This is a genomic window from Nostoc sp. CALU 546 (assembly GCF_048836525.1).
The window spans coordinates 54,538-80,373 of the sequence record NZ_JAWJTF010000019.1 but is presented as its reverse complement, the minus strand read 5'-3'; the positions used below and the strand labels follow the sequence as shown (position 1 = coordinate 80,373).

Below are 25,836 nucleotides of genomic sequence, written 5' to 3'. Positions count from 1 at the left end.
CCTCCCCTGCTAGGCTAGAAATAGCCGATACAGAAAAGAGGGAATCGAGAACATGCCGCACACGATTGTTACAGAGGTCTGTGAAGGCGTCGCTGACTGCGTAGATGCCTGTCCAGTAGCTTGTATTCATGATGGCCCAGGCAAAAATGCCAAGGGAACTGATTGGTACTGGATTGACTTTGCCACTTGCATTGACTGTGGTATATGTCTCCAAGTTTGCCCTGTGGAAGGGGCAATTCTGGCAGAAGAACGACCGGAGTTGCAAAAAACTCCGTAATAGTCCATAGTCAACAGTCAATAGTCAATAGTTATGTTTGACTTGACCGTGCCAATTTTAGATTTTAGATTTTAGATTATTCCGGTTCATGCCCCGACCTAAGTCAAGCGGAACAAATCTAGAATCCAAAATTTAAAATCATTTTGCCCCGTACCCTTGTGGTCGGGGTCAATCCAAAATCCAAAATTTAAAATCCAAAATCGATTGACTGTTGACCAATGACAAATGACTATTTATTAGACGTTCAAAATGTCCACGCTGGATACATCAAAGATGTGGATATCCTGCAAGGCGTGAATTTCCAGGTTGCAGCAGGAGAATTGGTGACAGTGATTGGCCCCAACGGTGCGGGTAAATCTACTTTGGCAAAAGCAATTTTTGGGCTTTTGATCCCCCACACAGGCACAATTACCTTCAAAGGTGAAAATATCGTGGGGCTAAAGTCCAATCAAATTGTCCAACGAGGAATGTGCTACGTACCGCAAATCGCCAATGTCTTTCCCTCTCTCAGTGTTGAAGAGAACTTGGAGATGGGTGCTTTTGTACTTAACGTTCCTTTGAAACCAATTAAAGATAAAATATTTACTATGTTTCCCAGACTAAGCGATCGCCGTCGTCAACGCGCTGGTACTCTCTCTGGAGGAGAACGCCAGATGCTAGCGATGGGTAAAGCTTTAATGTTGGAGCCTAGCTTGCTGATTTTAGATGAACCATCTGCTGCTTTGTCCCCCATCTTGGTGACACAAGTGTTTGAGCAGATTAAACAAATTAATCAGGCGGGTACTGCGATCGTATTAGTAGAACAAAATGCCCGTAAAGCTTTAGAGATGGCTAATCGTGGATATGTATTAGAGTCGGGACGTGATGCGATCTCCGGCCCTGGTGAAGAATTGTTGAATGACCCGAAAGTGGGTGAGCTATATCTAGGAGCGGGTAAGAGACATTAATCTTTTTTAATCACTCTTGCCCCATTCAACATAACACCAGCTTCATAAGGGAGCTTCATCAGGCGATAGCGATGCCTCTGGTGGGCTGCGCCGACGCTATCTATAACTAAATACAAATCCTGCCACTGCCGCGACCGTCGTTTTCGATGCTCAAAGAATTCTCCCCAATAATCCTTGCGTTTCTAATCACATCTACAGCGAGTAGAAAGGTAAAACAGGACAATCATTCAGGAAAAATTGACCAAAATGTAAATTACCCGGATTTGTCAGAACCCCCATTAGCAATTCGTAATTCTTGATTACGTCATGGATGAGTATTTAGACCCAAATCATAAGGTTGCAATCTATACAATCTATATCCGTATTGCTCACAAGCTTCAAACGTTTGATAGAGAAGAGGGGCAAAGGGGCAGGGGAGAAATCCGGGTATAGAAGTCTCTGACTCTAATGGCACTAACTGGTTTCTTAAATTACGAATTAGTAATTACATTGAGTGCTTTTGGCAATTTGGCATCCAAAATTTTTCTGTTGCAGTTTTAATTGAGATATCAACAGGGTTACAGGGAAATTGAGAAAATTCTACAAGGGATAAATTCCCGTCTCAAAACCCCACCCAATGGCCAGTTGTTGACGCCCACGCTCTCCGAACCACCCTAAAGTGGATGCAGCGCAAGCGTCATCGCTTCACCACAACTGGCTAGAAATCAAACAGAAAACACATAGTACAAATGAACTTACACAGATTTAAGTCAGGTGATGACAGGCATCACTTAGCCAAGAAGATCATATCAAAGCGATCGCACCATTTATTTAACCTGTAGCTGCCTGAGTTTATTATTTGCCGACAGTAGTAACTCTTGAGCTTTCAGATAAGCTGTTGTGCCATTTTGCACCTTTTCTAATTGATTAATAATACTCTGCAATTGGCTCAACACCCGATTACGCTCCACATCATTAGCATCAGTAGGAATTGAAGCCAACAACCTTTCGATTTTTCGTTGTGCCGCCTCCAAAGCTTCCACAGCATCAGCCTCAGATTGCCGCCTGACCTTAACTTGACCTAAATTCGCCTCATAAATTGCTAATAACTTCTGTGCCTCGGTATAACCCGCCACGTCTTTTGAAGAAATTTCTTTAAGCCGCTCAATTGCCTCCATCCACAACTTTTCTATCTGTCGCCATTCAGTTACGCTGTGCGGCGGATTTTGACCAGTTTTGGCAGCTTGCCAAGAAAATTGCCGCGCTGCGGTGATTAATGCACTGATGCGATCGTTTCCCGCTGCCAATCCAACAACTTCCTGAAACTCACGCTTATAATTATCTAGTTGATTTTGTACAGTTTTTCCTGCCAAAGTTTCACCGGGAATCTGCTCGAATTGATTCAGCGCCGTTTGCCAAGCAGCTGTTGCAGTCTGTTTATCAAGTACTGTTGTAGCCCGTCCATATTGCTGTTTTGCATTTAAGAAGGTCTGCATATTATCGGTAAGCAAGGACTGAGCATTCTTTTCTTGAAAAACCTGAGCTTCTAGCTGCCCAACTTTACTCCGAAATGCATTAAAACCGTAGATGCTAAACCGCGAGTCATACCACCAATATCTGTATTGTGACCAATCATTGACAAAGTAAGTTGGTAACTGGTCTAGATGTTGTTGTGTTTTTTGTAGCTTTTGTTCTCCCAAAGCCAAATCAGCGGGACTAGTAGCTTTTTCAATCAATTGTTCAGCTTGCTCAACTGATACCAACGCCTGCCGATAGTGATTATCCATGCTGATGTAGCTGGGTAGCAACAAAAAAGGTGCATGGAGCATCACTGGACGGCGAATCACCGGGTAAGGCTGATTCGCCACCCAAATTACACCACTGGGAATGCCTATAAGTATTGCTATCCAAATAAGTCTACTACCTATACCCCGCTTGGCTTTGCTATGCGATCGCTGAGGGGATGTTTTGAGAACCCGTCTCTCTAACTCTAATTCATGCTCTAATTTAGCTAGATTTTTGGGGGTTGATGGTGTTGCAGATTGTTGGCTGGGGACAAACGGATCTATCCCAGAAAGATTTGGAGAATTTTTACGCAAAAAATTCCAGTTTATTTTGTTTAAAAAAGGCATAATAATACTCAATACTGTGTTAATTATTCCCAAAAAAGCACAGGAATACATACAATAAATCGGCATAAATCAGTTCAAGTTTGTAGTAAGGACTTTAGTCCTGATAAAACTTTCTATTAGCTATGAATCGCTCACTACAAACGAGAATTTTGTTGTATGTTTAATCATGCCTACCTACTTAATTTCTAAGTTACGATTAATGTGAAGATTAAATGACTCTTAAATCGTGTAAAAAGGTACTCTTGCATCTTGCTTGAATCTGATATCTTCCTGAGAACAGCTTTGTTGTTATCAGCTAGATTAATGAGTCGAATTAATGGATTTGTAGGGCGACGTGATTTCTTAAAATTTGCAAGTGTAGTAGGTATTGCGGCTACTGCTTTTGGTGATAGCTTTTGGAATTCAGAGCAAACTGCTGTTGCTGATATTCACCCAGTTAACCCTAATCCAATCAGTCCGAATGAAGCCGTCAGACGCTTACTGGATGGTAATCAAAGATTTATCCAGCAAAAACGTCAATATCCCGCTCAATCACTAGAACGTCTACGATTAGTTGCTAAAGCTCAGTATCCGTTTGCCGCTATATTAGGCTGTGCAGATTCTAGAGTACCTGCGGAAATCGTTTTTGATCAAGGACTTGGAGATTTATTTGTCGTGCGAGTTGCTGGTAATGTCGTCAGTGACACGGTTATAGGTAGTCTGGAATACTCTACAACCGTATTGGGTTCGCAGTTAATTGTAGTTTTGGGTCATAAAAGATGTGGTGCAGTAGCAGAAGCAATCAAGAACGAACCACTTCCTGGCAGAATTGGTTTAATTATTGAGAGCATTAAACCATCTGTAGAAAGGGTAAATTTCAGAACTGGTGATAATATGCAAGATGCGGTTATAGCTAACATTCAGTATCAGACTGAAAAATTGCAGGAAAGCTCAACGATTTTAGCTAAATTGCTCCGTGAAGATAAACTAAAAATTGTTGGTGCTTGTTACGACATTGACACTGGTAAAGTCAACATTATTAGTTGAACAAAACCAACAAAAATTTAGAAAAACCTAAAAGCAATGCACAGCCTAAGCTTGTAACAAATAAACCTAGCAGGAACCACATAACAAGGCCACCTGCCAGGAAGGTATAGTATATTCTGGCCATGTTTGATTAGGTTAGCGCTTATTTATAAAAAATAATTGCGTATCCCTAGATACAATAACTAAATACTTTGGGAAACACAGTTAAGAAAAGTTACTAAATAGGTTAATTTCCAATTAAAACCATTGAAGAAGAATTCAGGAGCGGAGCCGGAGACGTTTCCGTTAGCTCCGGTCAGAATCAAGAGGCTCTTTATGAGAGGCTGTGCTAACGACAAAGCTCAGTACAAGTGCCTCATGCCCCATAATATAAGAAAGCGCTTCACACTTCTTAAACAATCAATTTTATTAGAACAATGGCGAGAGACTTACGGGGATTCATTAAAATTTTGGAAGAAAGAGGACAATTACGGCGAATTTCAGCTTTAGTTGACCCAGATTTAGAAATTGCTGAGATTTCCGACCGGATGCTGCAAAAAGGTGGCCCAGGGTTGTTGTTTGAAAACGTCAAAGGCGCTTCTTTCCCGGTGGCGGTGAATTTGATGGGAACTGTGGAAAGGATTTGCTGGGCGATGAATATGCAGCATCCAGAGGAATTGGAAACTCTGGGGAAAAAACTCAGTATGCTGCAACAGCCAAAACCGCCGAAGAAGATTTCCCAAGCGATAGATTTTGGAAAAGTATTGTTTGACGTGGTAAAGGCGAAACCAGGACGGGATTTTTTCCCTGCTTGTCAGCAAGTTGTACTTCAAGGTAATGATTTAGATTTAAACAAGTTACCTTTGATACGTCCTTATATTGGTGATGCTGGCAAGATTATCACGCTGGGATTAGTAATTACCAAGGATTGTGAGACGGGGACACCAAATGTAGGTGTGTATCGTTTACAACTGCAATCCAAGAATACGATGACGGTTCACTGGTTATCGGTGCGGGGTGGGGCCAGGCATTTGCGAAAAGCGGCCGAACGTGGGAAGAAATTAGAAGTTGCGATCGCACTTGGTGTTGATCCTCTAATTATCATGGCAGCAGCTACACCCATACCTGTTGATTTATCAGAATGGCTGTTCGCTGGACTCTACGGCGGTTCTGGTGTGCAGTTGGCGAAATGTAAAACCGTCGATTTAGAAGTTCCCGCAGATTCCGAATTTGTCTTGGAAGGGACGATTACACCAGGAGAAGTTTTACCCGATGGGCCTTTTGGCGACCACATGGGTTATTACGGCGGCGTGGAAGATTCGCCGTTGGTACGCTTTGAGTGTATGACGCACCGGAAAAATCCGATTTACTTAACAACATTTAGCGGTCGTCCACCTAAAGAAGAAGCGATGATGGCGATCGCACTAAATCGCATTTATACCCCCATTCTGCGGCAACAAGTATCAGAAATTGTCGATTTCTTCCTACCAATGGAAGCTTTGAGTTACAAAGCGGCGATTATTTCCATTGATAAAGCATATCCGGGACAAGCGCGACGAGCTGCTTTAGCATTTTGGAGTGCTTTACCACAATTTACATACACAAAATTTGTAATTGTTGTGGATAAAGACATAAATATTCGTGATCCGCGTCAAGTTGTGTGGGCAATTAGTTCCAAAGTTGACCCAGTGCGGGATGTCTTTATTCTGCCAAATACACCTTTTGATACCTTGGATTTTGCCAGTGAAAAGATTGGCTTAGGTGGACGGATGGGAATTGATGCAACTACAAAGATTCCGCCGGAAACAGACCATGAATGGGGTTCACCTTTGGAATCTGATCCAGAGGTGGCGGCGATGGTAGAGAGACGATGGGCAGAGTATGGTTTAGCAGAGTTGCAATTAGGAGAAGTAGACCCGAATTTGTTTGGCTATGATATGAAGTAGTTATAGCTCAATACAGTTTAGATAGAGTAACAAAACCCTAATGTAGAGACGCGATTTATCGCGTCTTGAAGTTTATGTAGATTCGGAGATATCAATAAGACTCCAGCCTTGGGTACTGATGCCAGAAACTTGAAGAAATTATGACAAAAAAAGTGAAAAATCCAGCATTAAAGTTAGTAACAAGATTGGTATTCAGTTGTATTAGCGTGATGTTCAATACAGGTATAGCTCATCAAATAGCTTTAGCGAAATCAACTAATGTACAAAAGTGCGATATTCTTGCCTATGTCATTGACACAGATCCACAAGGTTTAAACGTGCGGAGTGGTGCAAGTAGAAATAAGACAATTCTAGGGCAAATCCCGATCAACGAAACAGTTCAGGTTATTGGTGCTGCTGGAGATTGGGTACAGATTACTAATGCTAGTGATGGTTTTCAAGGAACTGGATGGGTATTCGTGCCAAAGTTAGGCTTAACAACGCAGGGTTACGGTACTAATGGTGTGGATTTATATAGTAGTATCAGTCAAGAAAGCCGAAAATTGAGAAGAATTCCTGCTAATACGGCTGTCAAATTACTCGGTTGTCAAGGAGATTGGGCACAGGTGGAATATCAAGGTGTTAAGGGTTGGTTAACAAGGGAAGATCAATGTGGTGCAGCCCTTACTAGTTGTTCTTAGAACCCCACCCCGCAAGCGAGCATTGGGCTATGAGAATTAGTTTTAAAATTTGGTTTTGAGATATTTGTTATGGCTTATCCATTTCCAGGAATGAACCCATATTTAGAATATCCTAAAATACCGAATATAGCTGTAGCTACACCTGCTGTTCAACCTAAAACGGTTGCAGTTCCCATAACTGAGATAGTAAAGCAGAGATATAGGGATTTGAGATTTCTACCAATTAACTGGGAATACTAACCTGAGATTCCTTGTAAGGTAAGACTCGATTCCTAAAAACATGAACTTGACTACACTACAAAAAGCAAAACAGGCTGTATTTATAAAACTTTCTAATGTATTGCAGCACTTATCTCAACTTGTATTTTGTATTTTACTCGCATTGATTCTGAGTATGATAGAAATTATTTCACCTATTATACCTCTAACAAGGCATGGAGTGGCTGAGGCAGTTCCCATAAATAAATATATATCATCCTTGCAAGTAGATAAGACACTCACAGTTTTGGAAAAAGCTAGAAATTTTATTACCACAGGGAGTTCTTTTATCCCAGATATTTCTATTTTAAGAGCAACTTTCGCGCCAACTATTGCACCTACTTTTGCGCCAACTATTGCACCTACTTTCGCTCCTACTCTATCTTTCATTGGCAGAGTAGATTTCTTTTTTGAAGCTCAAGAGGTTAGCTTAATTAAGATTAATATAGGTGATAAAAAAGATTCCTTTGTGTCTCCTGCTTTAGAGTGTTATAAATTAGGAGTAGAAAAAGCTCAAGAAAAAGCAGATTATAAGGGTGCTGTTAAGCATTACAGCGATGCTTTAAGTAAAGATGGCAAGTTTGCAGAAGCTCACGTAAGCCGAGGTCGTGCATATTCTGAGTTAGGAGATCAGGATAGAGCTATTAAAGATTATACTATGGCAATTAATGTTATCCCCAAATTTGCCGAAGACAAAGATAGATATGTTGAACCATTACTAGGGCGAGGTACTGTTTACATCAAACTTGGTAATTATCAGGCAGCACTTGATGATTTTAATCTAGCAGTTCAACTAAATCCTGACTTTTATGATGCTTATTTAGGCAGAGCTATTATTTATATTGAGCAAAAAGATTATCAGCAAGCAATTAATGATTTAACAGAAGCATTAAAGTTAACTGCTGATAATTATCCGGCTGCGTTTCTAAAACGTGGTTCTGTTTGGGCTGAATTGGGCGAATACGAAAAAGCTATTGAAGACTTCACTCAGGCTATTGATAGTAATGCAGATGATGCTAATACCTATTATGCAGATGCCTATTATAAACGCGGACTTGCTAATTTAAAATTAAGTGAACCCAAAAAAGCAATCGAGGATTTAAATAATGCTATTAAACTAGATTCTAAGTATTATGAAGCTTATGATATTCGTGCGATCGCTCACGAAACACTTGGAGAATACGAGGCAGCAAATAAAGATTATATCAGTGCAGATTATAGTAGGGCATTATTAATATATAATCTCACAGGGCATTCAGGAATGTTTGCTGCGGTTCGGTCAGTGGCTATCAGTTCTGATGGAACAACTTTAGCCAGTGGCAGTGACGACTCAACTATCAAACTATGGAATTTAAAGACAGGACAAGAGATTAACACACTTTCTGGAAATTTAGTTTTTGTTTTTGCTGTAACTTTTAGCCCTGATGGTCAAACTATTGCTAGTTCCGGTACTGAAAAAACTATTGAACTTTGGAATGTCAGCACAGGAGAAAAAATCCTTACTATATCAGCACATTCTGATAAGATTCGCTCCCTTTCTTTTAGCCCAGACGGACAGACCATAGCTAGTGGAAGTGATGACAAAACTATTAAATTTTGGAATATAGAAACTGGAGAACAAATTCGCAGCTTCTCTGGACACTCAGGTTACATTAAGTCTTTGAATTTTAGTCCAAATAATAATATTATCGCTAGTGGAAGCTGCGACAACAGTATCAAACTATGGGAAGTGCAAACTGGCAAAGAAATTAATACCCTAGAAGGACATCAACAGTGTGTTCGTGCTATAGCTTTTAACCCAAATGGTCAGACTTTGGCTAGTGGTAGTGAAGACAATAACATCATAATTTGGGATTGGCAAAATAATAGGCAGATACGTACTTTTAAAGGTCACTCTCATGCAGTGACATCCTTGGCTTTTAGCCCTGATGGACTAAATCTTGTGAGTGGTAGTGACGACAAAACCATTAAAGTATGGGATGTGCAAACTGGACTACCAATTATCACTCTTTTTGGACATGAATCTTATGTAGAGTCAGTAGCTTTTAGTCCAGATGGTAAAAATATTGTTAGTGGTGGTTATGATAAAACAGTTAAAGTCTGGGAGATGCCTTGAATGGATATTTTAATAGGATAATCTCATCAAAAGATTTGCATAAACATAAATGAGGTGGGTTACACTACTGCGATCGCACTTCCTCATCAAAAACCATATAATTAGCCCCCTCCCCGCAAACCTATCCATGCTTGCGACTTGGACAGATGCGGCATCTTTTATATTTTCTCCCTAACGCTGCGCGATCGCTAATGTTCCGCTAACTGAGCGCTGGCTTCCGGTATTCAGACAACTATCGGCGTCTCTTCTGGAAATATACTTTTTCAGCAACTTACCCACAATCGAAATACCTTGCTCAATCTCCTCTTGCGGAAGACAGAAAGTCAGACGCATGGCTGGATAACCCTGCTTATCGGGGAAAAATGCCGAACCGCACGCCAGATAAACATTTTGTGCGAAGGCTTCCTTGCGAATTGTCCCAATCGGAAGATCATCTGGTAACTGTACCCAGAGAAATAATCCTCCCGTGGGAACTGTCCAGCGAATCTCTTCAGGAAAATAACGTTCCAAAGCTTGCAGCATTGTATTACGACTTTGCAGATTATCTGTGCGAAGTCGGCTGAGATGACGGCGGTAATGTCCGGAAGCAAGATATTCGCTAACTATTGTTTGCGAAATACTGGATGTGTGCAAGTCATGAAGCAACTTCTGCTCAATAATTGCTTGATAATGCTTACCTGTAACTACCATATAACCGACTCTTAAACCAGGCATTAAAGTTTTAGAAAAGGTGCTTAAGTAAGTCACCAAATTATTTTTATCTAAAGCCTTAATTGGCGCTGGCACTGCATCAAAATTTATTCCTTCATAAGCATTATCTTCCAAAATTGGACACTCATACTTTTCGGCTAATGCTAATAATTTTTGACGATGATTTTGTGTTGTCGTCAATCCGGTTGGATTGTGAAATGTACTAATGGTATAAATTAATTTCGGGCGGTGGCTGTGTAGATATTGCTCTAATAAATCTAAATTCATTCCCTCGGCAGTCATGGGAATACCAATAATCTTGGCTCCTAAGTTTTCTAAGATAGAAATTGCACCATAATAAGTCGGAGCTTCCACAATCACCCAATCACCAGGTTGTACATAGTAATTCATCGCTAATGACAACCCTTGCTGAGAGCCATTAGTAATAATTAAATCCTCTGGAAAAACCTCTAATCCTTGATGTACTAGCATCTGGGCAATTTGTCTGCACAGAGTTAGTTGTCCTTGAGGCATCTCATGAGGAAAGAAAATATCAGTATCTTCTTGTCTTAGCGCTCGTCTGGCAATGAGGTTGATATCTTTTGGTGGACGAGGATAACCGTAGCCAAAATTAATTATTCCTGGCTCAGTTTGTGCTTGCACCAGTGGAGTATACATTTCATAAAAAGAACACTTTCCTGGTTTTGTAATTATGACATTTTGGGCTGGGGAAAATGTAGATTCTAGGTTCGTACTATTCAGAGAAACACTGCTGACAAAATATCCTGAACCCTGACGAGCAGAAACAATTCCATCTGCTTCTAAAACGTTATAGGCTTCAATAATAGTGAGTTTATTTACTTGTAAACTATCTGCCAAAGAGCGGATAGAAGGCAGGCGATCGCCATTTTTGAGTGCGCCAGATTTAATCAGACGACTGATGCGATCGCGAATCTGCAAATAAATCGGTTTATGTGATTGCCGTTCTAACAAAATCTTCATTTTGGCACACTCGTCAATGACTGAATAATCATCAATACTGGCAATATAAGCTATTTGTACCAACTTTACCTAGTACAGTTGAGAGATTTTTTACTATACCAGTTGAAATGAAGCTGAACTGTACTAGATCAAATCTGCCAAAACTGTACCTTCTCAGTTTAAAACTCTTACGTAAAAGTAAAAGTAATAGTTCACTATTTATCAGGTGCTTTCACTATGAATAAATTTAATTTTTTGTTAAGTTTACGAAAATATTGGCAACATTTTGTCATCTGGATGAGTAGCGGTTCTGACCTCCAAGTGTGGCACGAATCAGACCGTCGTGGTCACACTTCTTGTTGGCACGCCTACGATCCAATTACAGGACGATCTGCGTGTTTTGGTTCTGAAGAAGAAATGCGAATTTGGATTGACAAATGTTACTACAGATAGCATTTATTAACCATCAAATATAGGAATCTGTTTTGATTTATGAACTAATTTGCGTGGGCAGGCAATAGGCAATAGGTAATAGGCAATAGGAAATAGGAAAGAAGGCGTCTTAGTTGTACTGAGTTTTTTCAGAAATCAAATATGAGTACTATTGTAGGCAATACGGTTCGGTTAAGTTAAAAGACGCGATGAATCGCCGTCTCTACAAAAGACCGATTATTGTAGAGACGGCGATTTATCGCGTCTTTGTGATCTAAAATTTTCAACAAAAAGCCTTAACCGAACCGTATTGCTATAGTAGGGGAACTAAATTCTATCTGTCCCTACTAAAAGCCTGTATTCTAGACAATTGAAATATTCAGCGTGGTTCTAATTTAGCAACTCGCTCCTCTAATTTGTTGACTTGTTGCTTTAATTCAATCACCAAAGTTGCAAGCCGATCAAACATCCGATCTTGCTGTGATAAATTTCCTCTAGAACCAGTTGGCTGTCGTGGGGTAAGTGTTGTCCTTGAGGATGGAGACTGGCCGGTTCTACCTAGTTGAGACTCTATCTGATTTAACCGCGACTCGACACGATTAAAGTCGGCTTCCAGATTATTGATGCGGGATTCTACTTGCTGCGATGAGGCAGTTTTAGGAAAAAAACTGCCCCAGATAATTGTTACTAAAATCCCGGCGATTACTAGCACCTTGATTTTTTTCATATCAATAGCTGACTTCTGACAACAGCTTAACTAACTAGAGTTTGCTGGTATGCTTTACAGATTAAAAATCTGTGGATATTTCATTTTTTATCTGGTTGTAAGTTAGAAAATAAACTCTGCCAATCGATAGAGTTGACAGTATTTTCTCCCTGTTTAACCTCAAAGGTGACGTTACCCGCTTTTTCTAGTTTGAGAGCTTGTACGCAAAGTTTTGCCACATCTTCACGGCTGATTTTCCCCTTAATATTATCGCCTTGCTCGAATATTAATTCCTTACCTCCTGCGTCTTCAGTTAAAGCACAAGGTCTAATAATCGTATAAGGAATTCCGCTTTCTCTTAAACTATCTTCTCCCTTCAATTTCCAAGTTAAAATTCCTCCCAATTGGTCATTTAATTTCACCGCTGGGGGTTCTTCATCTAAATTAATGCCAGGGCGTCCGGGACGGGTTACACCTGCTGAACTGACGAGGATAAATTGTGGTAAAGTTGTCCCGCCATAAGCTTTAATTGATTCCAACTGAAAAGCAAAACCACCAGCAGTAAATTTGGGATTTAAAGCGCCATCATATTCAAATTTGCTCAACATCAGTTGGAATGAACAAATTCTACTTTGCTCAATTGGCGGCGCATCTTTGACAACTTTTGCCCGAAATACGGGAATCAAATCTGCAAAAGGAATATGAATATCGATCCAGGTATTAGCTACCGTGTCAAAGGAATAGCTGTAGCCAATACCATCCCATTTTGTATCTGTTCGCAGAAAGATTTTATAACGCTGACCGTCACCTTTGACGCGCAATTTCACACCTATGTAACCAGATAAGTTGAAGGGTGGATCAAAATTCTTAGTTCTGACTGAAGCAAATCCGCCAGAGTTAGCGGTGGAGACATTACCAGCAAATAAAGCTGTATTTTCTACTAGTTGAATATTACTGGCACTCACGCCACCCATGACAACATCATCCAACGCTCCCCAGTTATCTTTTAATTCTGCTGATGGCTTGGTGAAATCAAATATTAGTTTTTCGTTTGCTTGGGGTAAATATTTGGCCGCAGCTTGGACTAAGTTTTTGACACCTTGATATTCTACATTTTCTGGGGTGTCACCAACGATTTCTGGTTGGTAAAATTTAACACCTTGATAATATTTGGCTCTATCTGCTGTGTCTCCCTCAACTGGTTGTACGCGCACTGCTGTACAACAAACTACAGCTTGGATATCAGCCATAACTAAAGGAGTTAAAGTTTCTGGTTGAGTAATATCCGCAACTACTAAATCTATATCGTTACCAAGAATTGACCGCGCTTTGTCAATATCTCGTACTAGTGCGCGAACTTTATAACCTTGCTCAAGCGATCGCAGCACTACTCGTTTACCTACACCACCTGTTGCACCTGCTACTAATATTACACCCACGTTTCTTCCTCCATTGGGTCTATATTGATTATCCTTAGGACGACCTTGGATTAACTGCTGTACCCAGTTAAGGAAAGGAATTACCTCAAAGTAAGTCAGGGTTTCGATAAACCTGCCTAAGTCCCATTGAGAACGATTTTTGTCAGTCATATTTGCGTCCTCATAACTTTCTTAAGTCTAGCCCAATCAGCCGATGAAGAAGTAGTTCAAGTATTATCTATTTTACACTTGATTAAGTACGGCATTGGTATTATTTTTATCAAATGGCTTAACGTGTATAAAAACAACCAAAATAGTAGATGATAATCATCCCTTGGCACCTATAGCAATTATCCCGGAAATGCAAATTCAAGGGTCTACTTTTATCGAACAGAATAAAGGCGTCAGTCGTCAGAATTCAGCAATGTTTTCTGTATGACTCGCGGATAGCGAAGCGTTAGCGAGTCTTGTCTACGACACGCTACGCGAACGAGCGTCTTTATTCTGACTCCTGAATTCTGAATTCTGAATTCTTCTTCAATAAAAAATGTATTTTATTACTTTTCAGTAAATTCACTGCAACAGTATTTCTCTAGAAAGGTACATAAAAGTATAAGTTAGCTGTAAGGAAAATTACGATGAATTTTACCGAGTCTATTAAAAATGAGCTAATTTCTTCTGGTATGATTGACCAAACTTTAAAGGTAGGTGATATTATTCCTAATTTCATTCTACCTAATGCTTTCGGTCAATCAGTAGAAATAGAAAAACTACTGACTAGTGGGGCTGTAGTTATTTCCTTTTTTCGAGGTTCTTGGTGTCCTTTCTGTAACTTGGAACTAGCAGGACTCCAGCAAGCATTACCTGCAATTCAAACATTAGGAGCATCACTAATTGCTATTTCACCTCAAACTGCTCGCCATACTATCTCAACTGTAGAAAAACATGAACTAACTTATGAAGTATTGAGCGATCGCAGCAATATGATTGCTCGTCAATTTGGGATTGTGTTTCAAATTCCAGAGTCTCTAAGACATATATTACACGAGAAAGGTCATGTGTTACCTAGATACAATGGAGATGAGTCTTTTGAATTACCTATCCCAGCTACATTTGTAGTTTCTCAAGATGGAAAAATTGTTTATGCTTTTGTTGATCCAGATTATACTAAACGGTTAGACCCAATTGAAATTGTAAGTATTCTACGAAATATTTCTATAGTTAGCAAAAGCTAGTACCGCAAGGCGGAATTAAAAATTAAAAATTAAAAATGAATACAGCATAAGTGTTTCACTGTGACTTTAGACACTTTTAGATCCCCCCTAACCCACGCCAGTCGCTCCACTTGGGGAAACCGCAGACGCTCACAGACTCGCTAACGCTGCGCTATCGCCCTTGGCGTTTCCCTTTGGGAGAAGACCCACATATCAAGCAATTTTGCGTAAGTCATTCATTACTAACATAGCGATCGCTCGGATGACGTAATATGTAATTTAGTATCGCTACCAAAGCAGTAAAGCAGGCAAAATATAGCTTCCGGGCAACAATGCAAAAACTCCTTTTTCATGATAAAGAAAGATTTAAAGCACAGGCCCTATTCCTTGGTAAAGGTATTAACTTACAGACGCTAGATAATTACGTTTCCTTGGCGAGTATGCCACTAATGGTTAGAGCAGGTGAAGCTGGCTACGCAGTATTGCTGGCCTATGGTGTGGTTGTCCTGTTTAACCTTGAGCCTGTAGAAAAGGTAGCTTTTTTGACCAAACTATCCTCTCAAATTAGTGGTTCTTTTGCCAACCCAGAAACAGAAGAGGTGGAAGTTCAACTCAGTATTACGGACAGTGAACGAGCTAAGGAAGGAAAAATTTTACTGCATGAATTGAGTATAGAACGCTTGCAGATAGTGGCTGATATTCTCGCCAAGAGTGTTGTGCTGTCTCACTATGAAACCAGCCTAGCGACTGTATTCGATCAAATTGAACCGTTTGCAGCTAGTCTCCAGCGTGAAAACAGAAGTAGACACCAGAGCCGGGAATTACTGCGTCAATTAGGGACTACCTTATTAGTTCAACATAAAATTGTGGGTCAAGTAGAGATTATCGATAAGCCGGAGTTACTCTGGGAATCCCCACAGCTAGAAAATTTATATCTGCGCTTGGAGGATGAATACGAAATCCGTGAGCGTCACCATGCCCTGGAACGTAAACTAGATTTAATTTCTCAAACCGCCCAAACAGTGCTGGAGTTCATGCAGCATAGCAGTAGTCAGCGTGTAGAGTGGTATGTGGTGATTCTGATTGTGGTAGAAATTCTGCTGTCACTGTACGACATCATTTTCAAAGGCTAAATTTAGGGTTGTGATACCAATTGGCAATTCGCAATTAAAAAACTTAGATACAGCATTAGGGGAAGTGGTTATGTAAAGTCAGTTCTCGGAGACATCGGTGACTCTGCAAAAGGTTTACATCCCCGTTAGGGGAAGTGGTTATGTAAAGGTGGGGTTAGAAACAATAAAACAAGACCGAATGTCATGGTTTACATCCCCGTTAGGGGAAGTGGTTATGTAAAGCGAAAATATGAAAAATAAAAGTCCAGAAGAAATAGAAAAGTTTACATCCCCGTTAGGGGAAGTGGTTATGTAAAGTCAACCTCGTGGCTGAATGCGAAGATGGAAGTAAGCGTTTACATCCCCGTTAGGGGAAGTGGTTATGTAAAGGTAGGTTCAACCGACAAAAGTATTATTTAGGCAAGTTTACATCCCCGTTAGGGGAAGTGGTTATGTAAAGTTAATTCTAATAACCCAGTTAACATTTTCGTGTTTACATCCCCGTTAGGGGAAGTGGTTATGTAAAGAGTTACCTTTTGGAAACCTTACTGGGAGCGGGTTTCAGATACCCCAATCGACACACCTCTTGAAAAGTACAAAAAATTTTCAAAAAAGTATCAATTTTGCAGTCTGAAAAGCTTACTGCGTAAGGCATCGACACACCTCAACGGAATTATGCGGTTTTCAAGGTTCGGGCGAGGTGTGTAGATGAGGATAAACACATTAAAAAAAAGGGTATAGCACGTTACCTATGATTGTCAAGTATTAGGTTCATAAGAAGAATTCAGAACTCAGGATTCAGTATGAATTCTGTACGAGTGGGTGACGAATATTGGTTAAAACCGTACAACTCTTAGAGACGCGTCCCGCTACGCGCTTTCGTCCCTATTAGTTCGCCAAGTGAACTTGGCGGGGTAAAGGGTTTAAATCCCTTACCCTTTTCCCTTTCCCCTTTCCCCAGATTGTTAATTTTGCCCTACCTCGCCAAGTGCAGTTGTACGCGCAAAATTCCTTGAATTACCTGTTGGACAGCTTCTTTACTCAAACTGCCATCTACTCGTACAATTCGTGAGGGATGGGATTCTGCTAAATGTGCGTATCCTTGCTGAACGCGGCGATGAAAAGCGATTGTCTCTTGTTCAATGCGGTCTAATCCTACTTGGTCTGAGAGTTTGCGGGAAAGTCCAACTTCGACATCGACATCTAGCCAAATAGTTAGGTCACTTTCTAAACCAGCAGTAGCAATATAGTTAAGCTGATTGATTAAACTCATATTCAGACCGCGACCATATCCTTGGTAGGCAATGGTAGAGTCAGTGTAGCGATCGCATAAAATATATTTCCCGGCTGCGAGATTTGGTTTAAGCTCTTGTTCAACGTGTTGCGATCGGTCAGCAGCATACAATAAAAGTTCTGTCACTTCTGCAACTGGTTTATCCTCTGACTTTTCTAGTAGCAAGCGGCGAAGATGTAAACCTAACTCTGTTCCTCCTGGTTCACGAGTTACCACCACAGAAACACCTAGACTTTCCAACCACTCAGAACAAAGCTGCATTTGGCTGGTTTTGCCACAGCCTTCCACCCCTTCAAATACAATTAATTTGCCACCCATGCTTTTTTGTTCGCTGCAATAAACTGATTCGCTGACGTTTGATCAAGAATAGCGCGAAGTGGAAAATCTTTGATTGCGATCGCGTAGGCGTAGCCCATCGTAGATATCGCAATTTATGATTCAATACTTGTAGAGACGGCGATTTATCGCGTCTCGAAAACTATAATTGAGTCACTAAAATTTGCTAGACCTTAAACGGTATAGTATCTCCCCAGCTTTGGGCACAAGCAAGATACCTTCATCCTCTCGGTTAGCCCATTCTGCTGGTCGAATAGTATCAGGATCACGATAGCTCAAGTTATGAGCAGCACAGCGTTCAGCAGAAATACCAGTAGCTAAAGTGACACGAATCCGTGCTTGTTCCCCTTCTATAAAATCAAAAGTACCCATCCCTTTTAAATGAGTACTATGAGCCAGCACTCCAGCAGGATATTCTTGGAATTTATGCCACTGTTTGAGAAAGTAATCCCGCACATGATAGCCAACTTGAGATAAAATTTCGCCGTGTGTATAGCTAAACTCAGTAATGTGAGGAGCATATATAATTACCTCACCTCCATCAGCAACTACTGGCTCTAGCTTATACATTCCTTTTGCTGCTGTCCAAATGTCATCATACATTTGGGGCATGACTGAAAGCACTTGTTTAAAAGGCTGATTTACATATTTAATATGCAGTTTAGCTGATAATTGTGCAGCAGCTTCCCAAGCTGATTCTGGTTGATCTATATAAAGTCCAGCTAGCTGATTTGTTTTTGGTGCGACCACCATCGCCAAACAAAGCTTTGGGGTAGAAATCAGGCTAGCGGCTCGATTAATCAAACGCCGGACTGGTGTTATTCCGAGTGTACCAATAATTTCGTAACAAGTGATTAAAGCACCTAACCAGTGTGAGAGATTAATTACTTCTTGACCACTAATACCAGGAAAAAAATATTTATTTCCACCAGAGAAACCGACAACTTCGTGGGGAAAAACTGGGCCGCAAATCATGATTAAATCGTATTCGGTGACAAGCTTATTAACACGCACATCAACTTCTTGATGCAGCATTCCACTACTAATTTCTGCTATTTCATCTGCCGAAATTATTCCACAAGAAATAAAGGTATCTGGCTCATTCCAAAGATGGTTAAATATGCGAACTTTTTTAAAAGTTGTCTCTCGCTCCTCCGGTGTCACTCCCACCAAGTGATTGATTTGTTCTTCACTCATGGGATTATGTGTACCCAGAGCAATTAAAAAATCTAGAGCCGCTACTCTTTTACCCAACTCCTGATGCAGCAATCGAAACATTTGCGGGATGGGAGCAGTGCGGGTACTATCTGGAATTAACACTAAGATGCGCTGTTCATCTAACTTAGGATCTGCTAAAGCTTGATGAATTAGCGCAGAAACTTGCTCATCTGAAAGTGTGCCATTATTTACAGCCAGTGAATACATGATTAAACTCCACTGTAGATACTAAATCCACCATCTACCGGCACGACTACCCCGTTAACGAAACTAGAACCAGAACTACATAACCAGATCAAAGTGCTGAGTAATTCATCTGGTTTTCCGAAACGTCCGGCGGGGGTATGCTCAATGATTTTTTGCCCGCGAACGGTCAAACTACCATCAGAATTTAAGAGTAAATCTCGATTTTGTTCCCCAATAAAGAAACCAGGTGCGATCGCATTTACTCGCATTCCATCACCATACTTTTGGGCGAGTTCTACCGCTAGCCAGCGAGTGAAGTTATCTATCCCCGCTTTAGCGGCTGAGTAACCAACCACGCGGCTAATCACTCGGATAGCAGACATAGAAGAAATATTGACAATACAACCGTGGGGCTGATTTTTTTCCACCATTGCTTGACCAAAAACCTGACAAGGCAGTAGAGTGCCAAGTAAGTTGAGGCTAACTACTTCCTCAAAGGCTGCGTGTGGCATATCAAAAATAGTCGCATCAGCAGTAATTGTGGCAGCCGGAATATTCCCGCCAGCCATGTTTACCAAGATATCTATTTCACCCCAACACTGTATAATATAATCCCTGGCGATTTCTAATTGAGAGCGATCGCTAACATCTGCCACCACAGCGATACTTTCTCCACCGTTAGCAGTAATTTCAGCCACCACCGCCCCCGCCCGTGCTTCATTGCGACCTAAAACCACAACTCGCGCTCCAGCCAGAGCCAAACCCTTTGCCATAGCCCCACCAAGCACACCAGAACCACCAGTAACTACCGCTACCTGCTTTTTTAAGCTAAAAAGTTTATTTAAAATCAAGTCTGACATCAACTATTCCCCCGCTTATTTAAATTCGTAATTCGTAATGGGCTAACGCCCCGCTCCGCTAACGTAATTCGTAATTAAAAAAGTCAATATTTAATCTGGGTTTGCAGATTTCCTCTGTAGCTAGGAATAGGGCTTGTTTTCAAACTACTTGTTTAGCCTATAAGTTTTTAGATCCCCCTAAATCCCCCTTAAAAAGGGGGACTTTAAGAAACTCTTAGTCCCTCTTTTTAAGCTACGGTGTATACACAAGTATGAAATAGCTGATTAACCAAGGGTTTACCCCACCCTAACCCTCCCCTTGTAAAGGGGAGGGAACTAGATTTTCTTGTTTCCCCTGATGTTCTTGCTTATTACGATTCTCTTCAGCTCTTGCAAAGGGGAGGGAACTAGATTTTCTTGTTTCCCCCCTTTCCAAGGGGGGATTAAGGGGGGTAATTTGACTTGTGTATACACCGTAGCTTTTTAAGGGGGTTGTTTGAAAACACGCCCTAGTCCTAATAGCTTGATTTTGGAGAATTGTATTAGTCCAATTTGTAAGCAACCTTAGCGAGGTCATAAGCCAAAGCACGAGCCATCTCATACCCCTCCTCCTCCTCAAGCAACCCCCGTGCAACCAATCCAGCCAACCAGTTACAAGCTACCCGCCGCCAGACGTTATGACGAGCCGGAATCGAAACAAAAGCCCGTGTATCATCATTAAATCCAGCAGTATTATAAATTCCCGCAGTTTCCATTACCTGATTGAAATAGCGCTCCATACCATTTACGCTGTCGTGAAACCACCAAGGCGGCCCAAGCAATACAGTAGGATAATGACCAGCTAACGGAGCCATTTCTCGGCTATAAGTGCTTTCATCCATACCAAAAATGATTAAGCAAAAGCGCGGATCATTGCCGTAAGCTGACAACAATGGGTGTAGATTTTGAGTCCACTCTATTTTTATGGGAATATCAGCACCTTTATCAGATCCAAATTTCTCAAATAAAGCCGAGTTATGATTACGCATCACACCACAATGCATTTGCATTACCAAGCCATCTTCCACACTCATCCGCGCCATTTCCATGAAGATATGACCGGTAAAATTTTCTACATCACCTGGATTCAGCTTGTCGGCTAATGCTCTCGCAAAGATAGCTTCAGCTTCTTGGTCAGAAAGGCGTGTGGTATAAGGTGTAGCTGCACCTTGATCGGTAGCTGTCGCACCCATTTTTTTAAAGAAAGCTCGACGTTCTTCGAGAGCTTGCACAAAAGTGGCACAAGTGGTAATTTCTCTACCGATACTGCTTTCCAATTTAGTAAGATTTTCCCGCCAGCCAGGAGCATCTAGGTTAACTACTGCATCTGGGCGAAAAGTTGGTCTAATTTGAGTGAAACCTTCTTCGTGGAGCGATCGCTGATTCTCTAGGTTATCACTGGCGGCGTCGGTAGTACAAAGCACTTCGATGTTAAAGCGTTTGAATAAAGCACGAGGGGAAAATTTAGATGAAGCTAACAAACCTTCTAGATAATCATAGATATGTCCAGCATTGTGAGAATTTAAAGGTTCATCTACACCAAAGACGTTAGTTAGTTCCTCTTTCAGCCACAACCCAGAGGGAGTACCCTGGAATAGATAAAAATGGTCTGCGAACAATTGCCAGATTTTGCGGTGGTTGGTTTCTGCTGGTGAACCATCATTAGTATGTATACCCAAAGCTTGCAGAGGTACGCCCCGACTATAGAGCATCCGCAAAAGGTAGTGGTCAGGAATAATCAGTAATTCCGTCGGTGAACCAAAACGGGCTGCGGGGTTAGCTAATAAAGCTGGATCTACGTGTCCGTGTGGGCAAACTAAAGGTAACGCAGATATACTGTCAAAAAATTGATGTGCCAGTCGTCTTTGAACTGGTTCTGGAGAAAAACAGCGATCGGGAGATAAACTCGGTTTTTTAGTTAACATACTTTTTATTTGGTTAAAAGTTTCAAATAAATTGTCTTCAATCTTAAATTGTTAATAATGCTGCACTACTACCACGCTCTACTAAAAAAGGAGATAAAACGAGGTTTTCTACAGTTTTTTCTTCTAATAAATCGAGTAACATTTGCATAGCATAGCCACCAATTTCTAACATTGGCTGGCTAACTGTGGTCAGTGCTGGTGTAACGTAACTGCCTAGAGCAATACCATCAAATCCGACGAGACTTAAATTTCGCGGTACTAAAATACCTAATTCTTGGCAAGCTAACAGAGCGCCAACCGCCACCATATCGTTGTAACAAAATATGCCTGTAACTTCCGCAGATAATAGTTTAGACAGCATATTTTTCCCGGTGTTCACATCGCTGGTTCTGGTATCGTATTCGTCACTAATTGAAACCCAATCAGTATTTGGTGGAATACCAGCTTCCGCAAGGGCCATTTGATATCCTTCTAGGCGCTGCTGGTTTGACCTGCTGCGATCGCCTACACCAAGATAACCAATAGCAGTGTGTCCCAAACTTATTAGATGCTCTGTGGCTAATTTAGCACCTAAGCGATCGTCTATTGCTACTGAGTGAAATATTTCGGATTGATCTTCGGTCTGACTATTAATCAGAACTGTTGGCACAGCAATTTGCGTAAGTTGTTTGATATGCTGCTTACTAATTCGTGAATCAGCTACTAAGATCCCGTCCACCCTGCGGCGATGAAAAGTATCAATAGCTGCCATCTCCTGCTCAAAATTTCGGTGTGAAGCACTCAACAAAACACTCAAACCTGCTGGTCTGGCTATCTTCTCGATTCCCTCTACTACCTCAGCAAAAAAAGGATCTGCGATTGAAGTGACTACTACACCAATAGTATTAGTACGCTTATTTTGCAAACTTTGAGCGATCGCATTCGGCACATAGCTCATCTCCTGTGCCAGTCGCTTAATTTCTTCTCGCACTTTTGGGCTAATGAGAGCATTATCTCGCAAAGCGCGTGAAACTGTAGAATGAGAAACCCCTGCTCTGCGGGCAATATCTTCAATTGAAATTCTTCGTTTATTCATTTTTTCTCTTAGTAATTAAATATTGCACACGTGTGCATTTGTATGTATTATAGAAAATAATCGTTATTTGTCAAGAGATTTATACAACTCACATTTTGTATAAAAAGGAGTTAGGAATCCTGACTTTTACCTCCACCCATAGCTACAACTACAAATTAGGAATTACGAATTAGCTTAACTTTTCTTAATAAAAATATGATTCAGCAGTCAATGATTATTATCGTCATGGGTGTATCTGGTTCCGGCAAAACCACCATCGGAAAACTGTTAGCAGATTCGTTAGAATGGGAGTTTAGCGACGCTGATAATTTTCACTCGCCAGAGAATATTGAGAAAATGCGATGCGGTATCCCTCTGAGTGAAGCAGACAGGATGCCTTGGTTACAAGATTTGCAAACAGCGATCAAGCAATGGTTGCAAGAAAATAAAAGTGTGGTGCTGGCGTGTTCGGCTTTAAAAGATAGCTATCGGCAATTTTTGCTACTGGATAGCGATCGCTCCGCCAACGCCAAGGGCGAACGCATCAAGCTAGTTTACCTCAAAGGATCTTATGAGTTGATTCAAGCGCGATTGCAAGAGCGTAGCAATCATTACATGAATGAAAAACTCCTCGGAAGTCAGTTCAATACTCTTGAAGAACCGTTAGATACCATATCTATGGATGTTGCACAGCCACCCCAGATAATTGTCCAAAACATTAGAACGGCTTTGGAAATTTAGCTTATTGATGACAACCATAAGATTAAGATTAATCACGTATCTACGAAAACACGAACTTTTGGCAACTAAATTACATCAGATGTAAGTCTAAAGAAATTAGAAAAGCAACCACATAAACTGGAGTGGTAGGAGAAAAATAGTGTTTCTAAGATTAGCGCAACAACATCAACAATTCGTCCAAGACTTGGTAATGAACCTGCAAGCCCTGACAATTATACTTGAGCGACGTGGTTATACTGCGTCTTGTTATACATGCGGCGACCAAATGAAGAGTGCTTCATTTATAGTTAGCCTCAGAGAAAAACACCTAATTCGGTTTTTAGTCTCTGATTACGGGATTACTTGGATGGAATTGTGGGACGATCGCGAATTAATGAAGTTGGAGGGTGCAGAAGCAATAAATCAGCTAGAAGAGTTGGCTAATCTTGTTAAGTATTCCACTGCTGTGCAATTAGCAATTTGATACCCCCTGGCTGAGTCCGACAACAAAAAAACATAAATATAGGTTTTGCACAGGTGTGTAATACAAAAGATTAGCTTATATTAGTCAATTCATACACAGGTGTGCAAAAAGCAAAAGTACCATTTTTCTTCGGAACCAAAAAGATCGAAGAAAAGCGGGTGAAGTAAACCATCCATATCCATAGATCGGTCTACAAATACGAAATGAAACTTAACACACAGTTTTGCACACGTGTGCAAAAATAAAAAATAAGTTTAAGACAGGTTTTGCACACCTGTGCATAAGGGAGCGCAAAAGTACCATTTAACAAATCAATATCGACAAGTAGGAAGATATGTCTCAAACTCTAAATAATGTCATTGCTCAAGCTCAAAACAATCCCTTACATTCCCTAGAAGAATGGGAAGAAGACTTACTGAATCGCTATCCCGATCCAGAAAGCATAGTTAAAGAAGGTAAAACCACCGAAGAGTATAGAAATTATGAAACGACTATTAGAAATACGGTAAAAGAGTTTTATCGATTAAACCATATTAATCAAACATACGATTTTGTACTCCAAAAAGAAAAAGAATTTTTAAAGTTTGATAAGAAAGAAATGTCTGTTTGGGATGCAGTCGAATTTTTGAATCAATTGGTTGATGATTCCGATCCTGATACAGACATGGATCAATTACAACATTTATTGCAAACATCAGAAGCTATTCGCGCTGATGGTCATCCTGATTGGATGGTACTTACCGGCTTCTTTCACGATATGGGGAAAGTGCTTTGTCTATTTGGTGAGCCTCAATGGGCTACCGTAGGCGATACTTATCCTGTAGGTTGTGCCTTCTCTGATAAAATTGTTTTTCCAGAATTTTTCAAAGAAAATCCTGATTATAATAACCCCGACTACAACACTAAATATGGAATTTATGAGCCAAAGTGTGGATTGAGTAATGTACATATTTCATGGGGGCATGATGAGTATTTTTATCAAATGATGAAAAACTATTTGCCCGAACCTGCATTGTATATGCTTCGCTATCATTCATTTTATCCTCAACATCGTGAAAATGCGTATGAACATTTGATGGATAAACACGATCAAGAAATGTTTAAATGGGTGAAGTTATTCAACCCCTACGATTTATATTCCAAAAACCCTATTCCTCCTGATTGGCAGAAATTAAAACCATACTATGAAGACTTAGTAGCTAAATATTTGCCTGCAACCTTAAAGTTTTAAACTGCTTGAAGAAGAATTCAGGATTCAGAATTCAGAACTCAGAATCCTTGATATATGAAGGAATAAAGCCAGAGCAAGATATTACATCTGTAAAAGCATAAAACAGATATGTAAATTTCCTTCATCCCTAATCAGGCTTTAAAATATTATCTTGTGTACTCCTCTATTGCCTTTAAGCTCGACTTTATCCATTTTTTGGCAAGACTCAATCTTACTCTGAAATCTTTGTGGGACAGTAATTTTACTTTTTCGATCTCACCGATAATCAGTGACATGGAAAAAGTTTTTCCCAAAAATCTAGGGTTTTGCCGTATCAAGAGAACCAAGTTTTTAATTTTGGATAAAGTCGAGCTTAGAGGATGTCCCAGAAGTATCAAATATTTCTTGTTCCCCCCTAAACCCCCTAAAAAAAGGGGGGAACAAGACTCTTAAAGTCCCCCTTTTTAAGGGGGTTTAGGGGGATCTCCAAGGCTTAGATGTATACAAAAAAACTTTTCAGACATCCTTTAAGTGATGGAGGAGCAATAACAAATAAATACTCTTGACAAGCAGATTTGAGTTAACTTAGAAAATCCAACCAAAGGATGTTTACATTTCTCAAAATATAGCATTCACAA

The 25,836-nt window shown here is 40.5% G+C and carries 22 protein-coding genes and 1 CRISPR repeat array; of the genes, 13 read left to right on the top strand and 9 right to left on the bottom strand.

Translation table 11 applies throughout. From position 1 onward, the window contains the following. Window positions 1-52 precede the first annotated feature (52 nt). Window positions 53-277: an indolepyruvate ferredoxin oxidoreductase subunit alpha gene (locus RRG12_RS12365; RefSeq protein ID WP_012407913.1), complete on the top strand. Its 225-nt coding sequence runs from the start codon at window positions 53-55 to the stop codon at window positions 275-277. Between the two features lie 218 nt (window positions 278-495). Further along, window positions 496-1,224, top strand: a complete 729-nt coding sequence (locus RRG12_RS12360) for an ABC transporter ATP-binding protein (RefSeq protein WP_069074186.1) — start codon at window positions 496-498, stop codon at window positions 1,222-1,224. Between the two features lie 806 nt (window positions 1,225-2,030). Here RRG12_RS12360 and RRG12_RS12355 read toward each other — a convergent pair. Continuing rightward, complete coding sequence (locus tag RRG12_RS12355; RefSeq protein WP_420759479.1) at window positions 2,031-3,335, bottom strand: hypothetical protein; 1,305 nt, start codon at window positions 3,333-3,335, stop codon at window positions 2,031-2,033. Window positions 3,336-3,638: 303 nt separating this feature from the next. Between RRG12_RS12355 and RRG12_RS12350 the strand changes: the two genes are divergently transcribed. The 5 genes from RRG12_RS12350 (at window position 3,639) to RRG12_RS12330 (ending at window position 9,340) form a co-directional block, all read left to right on the top strand. Further along, the gene (locus RRG12_RS12350; RefSeq protein ID WP_420759497.1) at window positions 3,639-4,361 is read left to right on the top strand and encodes a carbonic anhydrase; all 723 of its coding nucleotides are present in this window, start codon (window positions 3,639-3,641) and stop codon (window positions 4,359-4,361) included. A gap of 416 nt (window positions 4,362-4,777) precedes the next feature. Continuing rightward, complete coding sequence (locus tag RRG12_RS12345; RefSeq protein WP_420759478.1) at window positions 4,778-6,286, top strand: UbiD family decarboxylase; 1,509 nt, start codon at window positions 4,778-4,780, stop codon at window positions 6,284-6,286. A gap of 140 nt (window positions 6,287-6,426) precedes the next feature. Further along, entirely contained in the window at window positions 6,427-6,966 is a 540-nt protein-coding gene (locus RRG12_RS12340) for an SH3 domain-containing protein (RefSeq protein ID WP_420759477.1), read from the top strand. Window positions 6,967-7,035: 69 nt separating this feature from the next. Further along, window positions 7,036-7,206, top strand: coding sequence for a hypothetical protein (locus RRG12_RS12335; protein ID WP_420759476.1), 171 nt, complete (start codon window positions 7,036-7,038; stop codon window positions 7,204-7,206). Window positions 7,207-7,246: 40 nt separating this feature from the next. Continuing rightward, entirely contained in the window at window positions 7,247-9,340 is a 2,094-nt protein-coding gene (locus RRG12_RS12330) for a tetratricopeptide repeat protein (RefSeq protein WP_420759475.1), read from the top strand. Between the two features lie 171 nt (window positions 9,341-9,511). On the opposite strand, the gene RRG12_RS12325 is transcribed toward RRG12_RS12330, so the two are convergent. Then, window positions 9,512-11,032 (bottom strand): PLP-dependent aminotransferase family protein, encoded by a 1,521-nt coding sequence (locus RRG12_RS12325; protein WP_420759496.1) that lies wholly within the window; start codon window positions 11,030-11,032, stop codon window positions 9,512-9,514. Between the two features lie 216 nt (window positions 11,033-11,248). On the opposite strand from RRG12_RS12325, the gene RRG12_RS12320 reads away from it, so the two are divergent. Then, window positions 11,249-11,464 (top strand): hypothetical protein, encoded by a 216-nt coding sequence (locus tag RRG12_RS12320; RefSeq protein ID WP_069074181.1) that lies wholly within the window; start codon window positions 11,249-11,251, stop codon window positions 11,462-11,464. Between the two features lie 358 nt (window positions 11,465-11,822). Here the strand turns inward: RRG12_RS12320 and RRG12_RS12315 are convergent, their stop codons facing one another. Then, a complete protein-coding gene (locus RRG12_RS12315) occupies window positions 11,823-12,170 on the bottom strand; it encodes a hypothetical protein (protein WP_420759474.1) in 348 nt (115 codons plus the stop codon). Window positions 12,171-12,250: 80 nt separating this feature from the next. Next, complete coding sequence (locus RRG12_RS12310) at window positions 12,251-13,738, bottom strand: CIA30 family protein (RefSeq protein WP_420759473.1); 1,488 nt, start codon at window positions 13,736-13,738, stop codon at window positions 12,251-12,253. Window positions 13,739-14,205: 467 nt separating this feature from the next. On the opposite strand from RRG12_RS12310, the gene RRG12_RS12305 reads away from it, so the two are divergent. Together RRG12_RS12305 and RRG12_RS12300 are read left to right on the top strand one after the other, a co-directional pair. Then, complete coding sequence (locus RRG12_RS12305) at window positions 14,206-14,802, top strand: peroxiredoxin-like family protein (protein WP_084227366.1); 597 nt, start codon at window positions 14,206-14,208, stop codon at window positions 14,800-14,802. A 311-nt stretch (window positions 14,803-15,113) separates the two neighbouring features. Then, on the top strand, window positions 15,114-15,914 hold the full coding sequence (locus RRG12_RS12300) for an RMD1 family protein (RefSeq protein ID WP_420759472.1): 801 nt from the start codon (window positions 15,114-15,116) through the stop codon (window positions 15,912-15,914). A 112-nt stretch (window positions 15,915-16,026) separates the two neighbouring features. Next, a CRISPR array of direct repeats spans window positions 16,027-16,420; the repeat unit is 36 nt; unit sequence GTTTACATCCCCGTTAGGGGAAGTGGTTATGTAAAG. A gap of 449 nt (window positions 16,421-16,869) precedes the next feature. Here RRG12_RS12300 and tmk read toward each other — a convergent pair. From tmk to RRG12_RS12275, 5 genes are all read right to left on the bottom strand, one after another. Then, entirely contained in the window at window positions 16,870-17,505 is a 636-nt protein-coding gene (tmk, locus tag RRG12_RS12295; RefSeq protein ID WP_420759471.1) for a dTMP kinase, read from the bottom strand. Window positions 17,506-17,679: 174 nt separating this feature from the next. Continuing rightward, window positions 17,680-18,948 (bottom strand): lactate racemase domain-containing protein, encoded by a 1,269-nt coding sequence (locus RRG12_RS12290; protein WP_420759470.1) that lies wholly within the window; start codon window positions 18,946-18,948, stop codon window positions 17,680-17,682. A 2-nt stretch (window positions 18,949-18,950) separates the two neighbouring features. Continuing rightward, window positions 18,951-19,787 (bottom strand): SDR family oxidoreductase, encoded by an 837-nt coding sequence (locus RRG12_RS12285; protein ID WP_420759469.1) that lies wholly within the window; start codon window positions 19,785-19,787, stop codon window positions 18,951-18,953. A 521-nt stretch (window positions 19,788-20,308) separates the two neighbouring features. Next, entirely contained in the window at window positions 20,309-21,730 is a 1,422-nt protein-coding gene (gene uxaC / locus RRG12_RS12280) for a glucuronate isomerase (protein ID WP_420759468.1), read from the bottom strand. A 43-nt stretch (window positions 21,731-21,773) separates the two neighbouring features. Further along, window positions 21,774-22,805, bottom strand: a complete 1,032-nt coding sequence (locus tag RRG12_RS12275; RefSeq protein ID WP_069069320.1) for a LacI family DNA-binding transcriptional regulator — start codon at window positions 22,803-22,805, stop codon at window positions 21,774-21,776. A gap of 210 nt (window positions 22,806-23,015) precedes the next feature. On the opposite strand from RRG12_RS12275, the gene RRG12_RS12270 reads away from it, so the two are divergent. The 3 genes from RRG12_RS12270 (at window position 23,016) to RRG12_RS12260 (ending at window position 25,219) form a co-directional block, all read left to right on the top strand. Then, window positions 23,016-23,525 carry a gluconokinase gene (locus RRG12_RS12270; RefSeq protein WP_420759495.1) on the top strand — a complete coding sequence of 170 codons (510 nt, stop codon included), beginning with the start codon at window positions 23,016-23,018 and terminating at the stop codon, window positions 23,523-23,525. 139 nt (window positions 23,526-23,664) lie between these two features. After that, on the top strand, window positions 23,665-23,988 hold the full coding sequence (locus RRG12_RS12265) for a DUF1815 family protein (RefSeq protein ID WP_069069321.1): 324 nt from the start codon (window positions 23,665-23,667) through the stop codon (window positions 23,986-23,988). A 334-nt stretch (window positions 23,989-24,322) separates the two neighbouring features. Next, window positions 24,323-25,219, top strand: a complete 897-nt coding sequence (locus tag RRG12_RS12260; protein WP_420759467.1) for an inositol oxygenase family protein — start codon at window positions 24,323-24,325, stop codon at window positions 25,217-25,219. Window positions 25,220-25,836 lie beyond the last annotated feature (617 nt).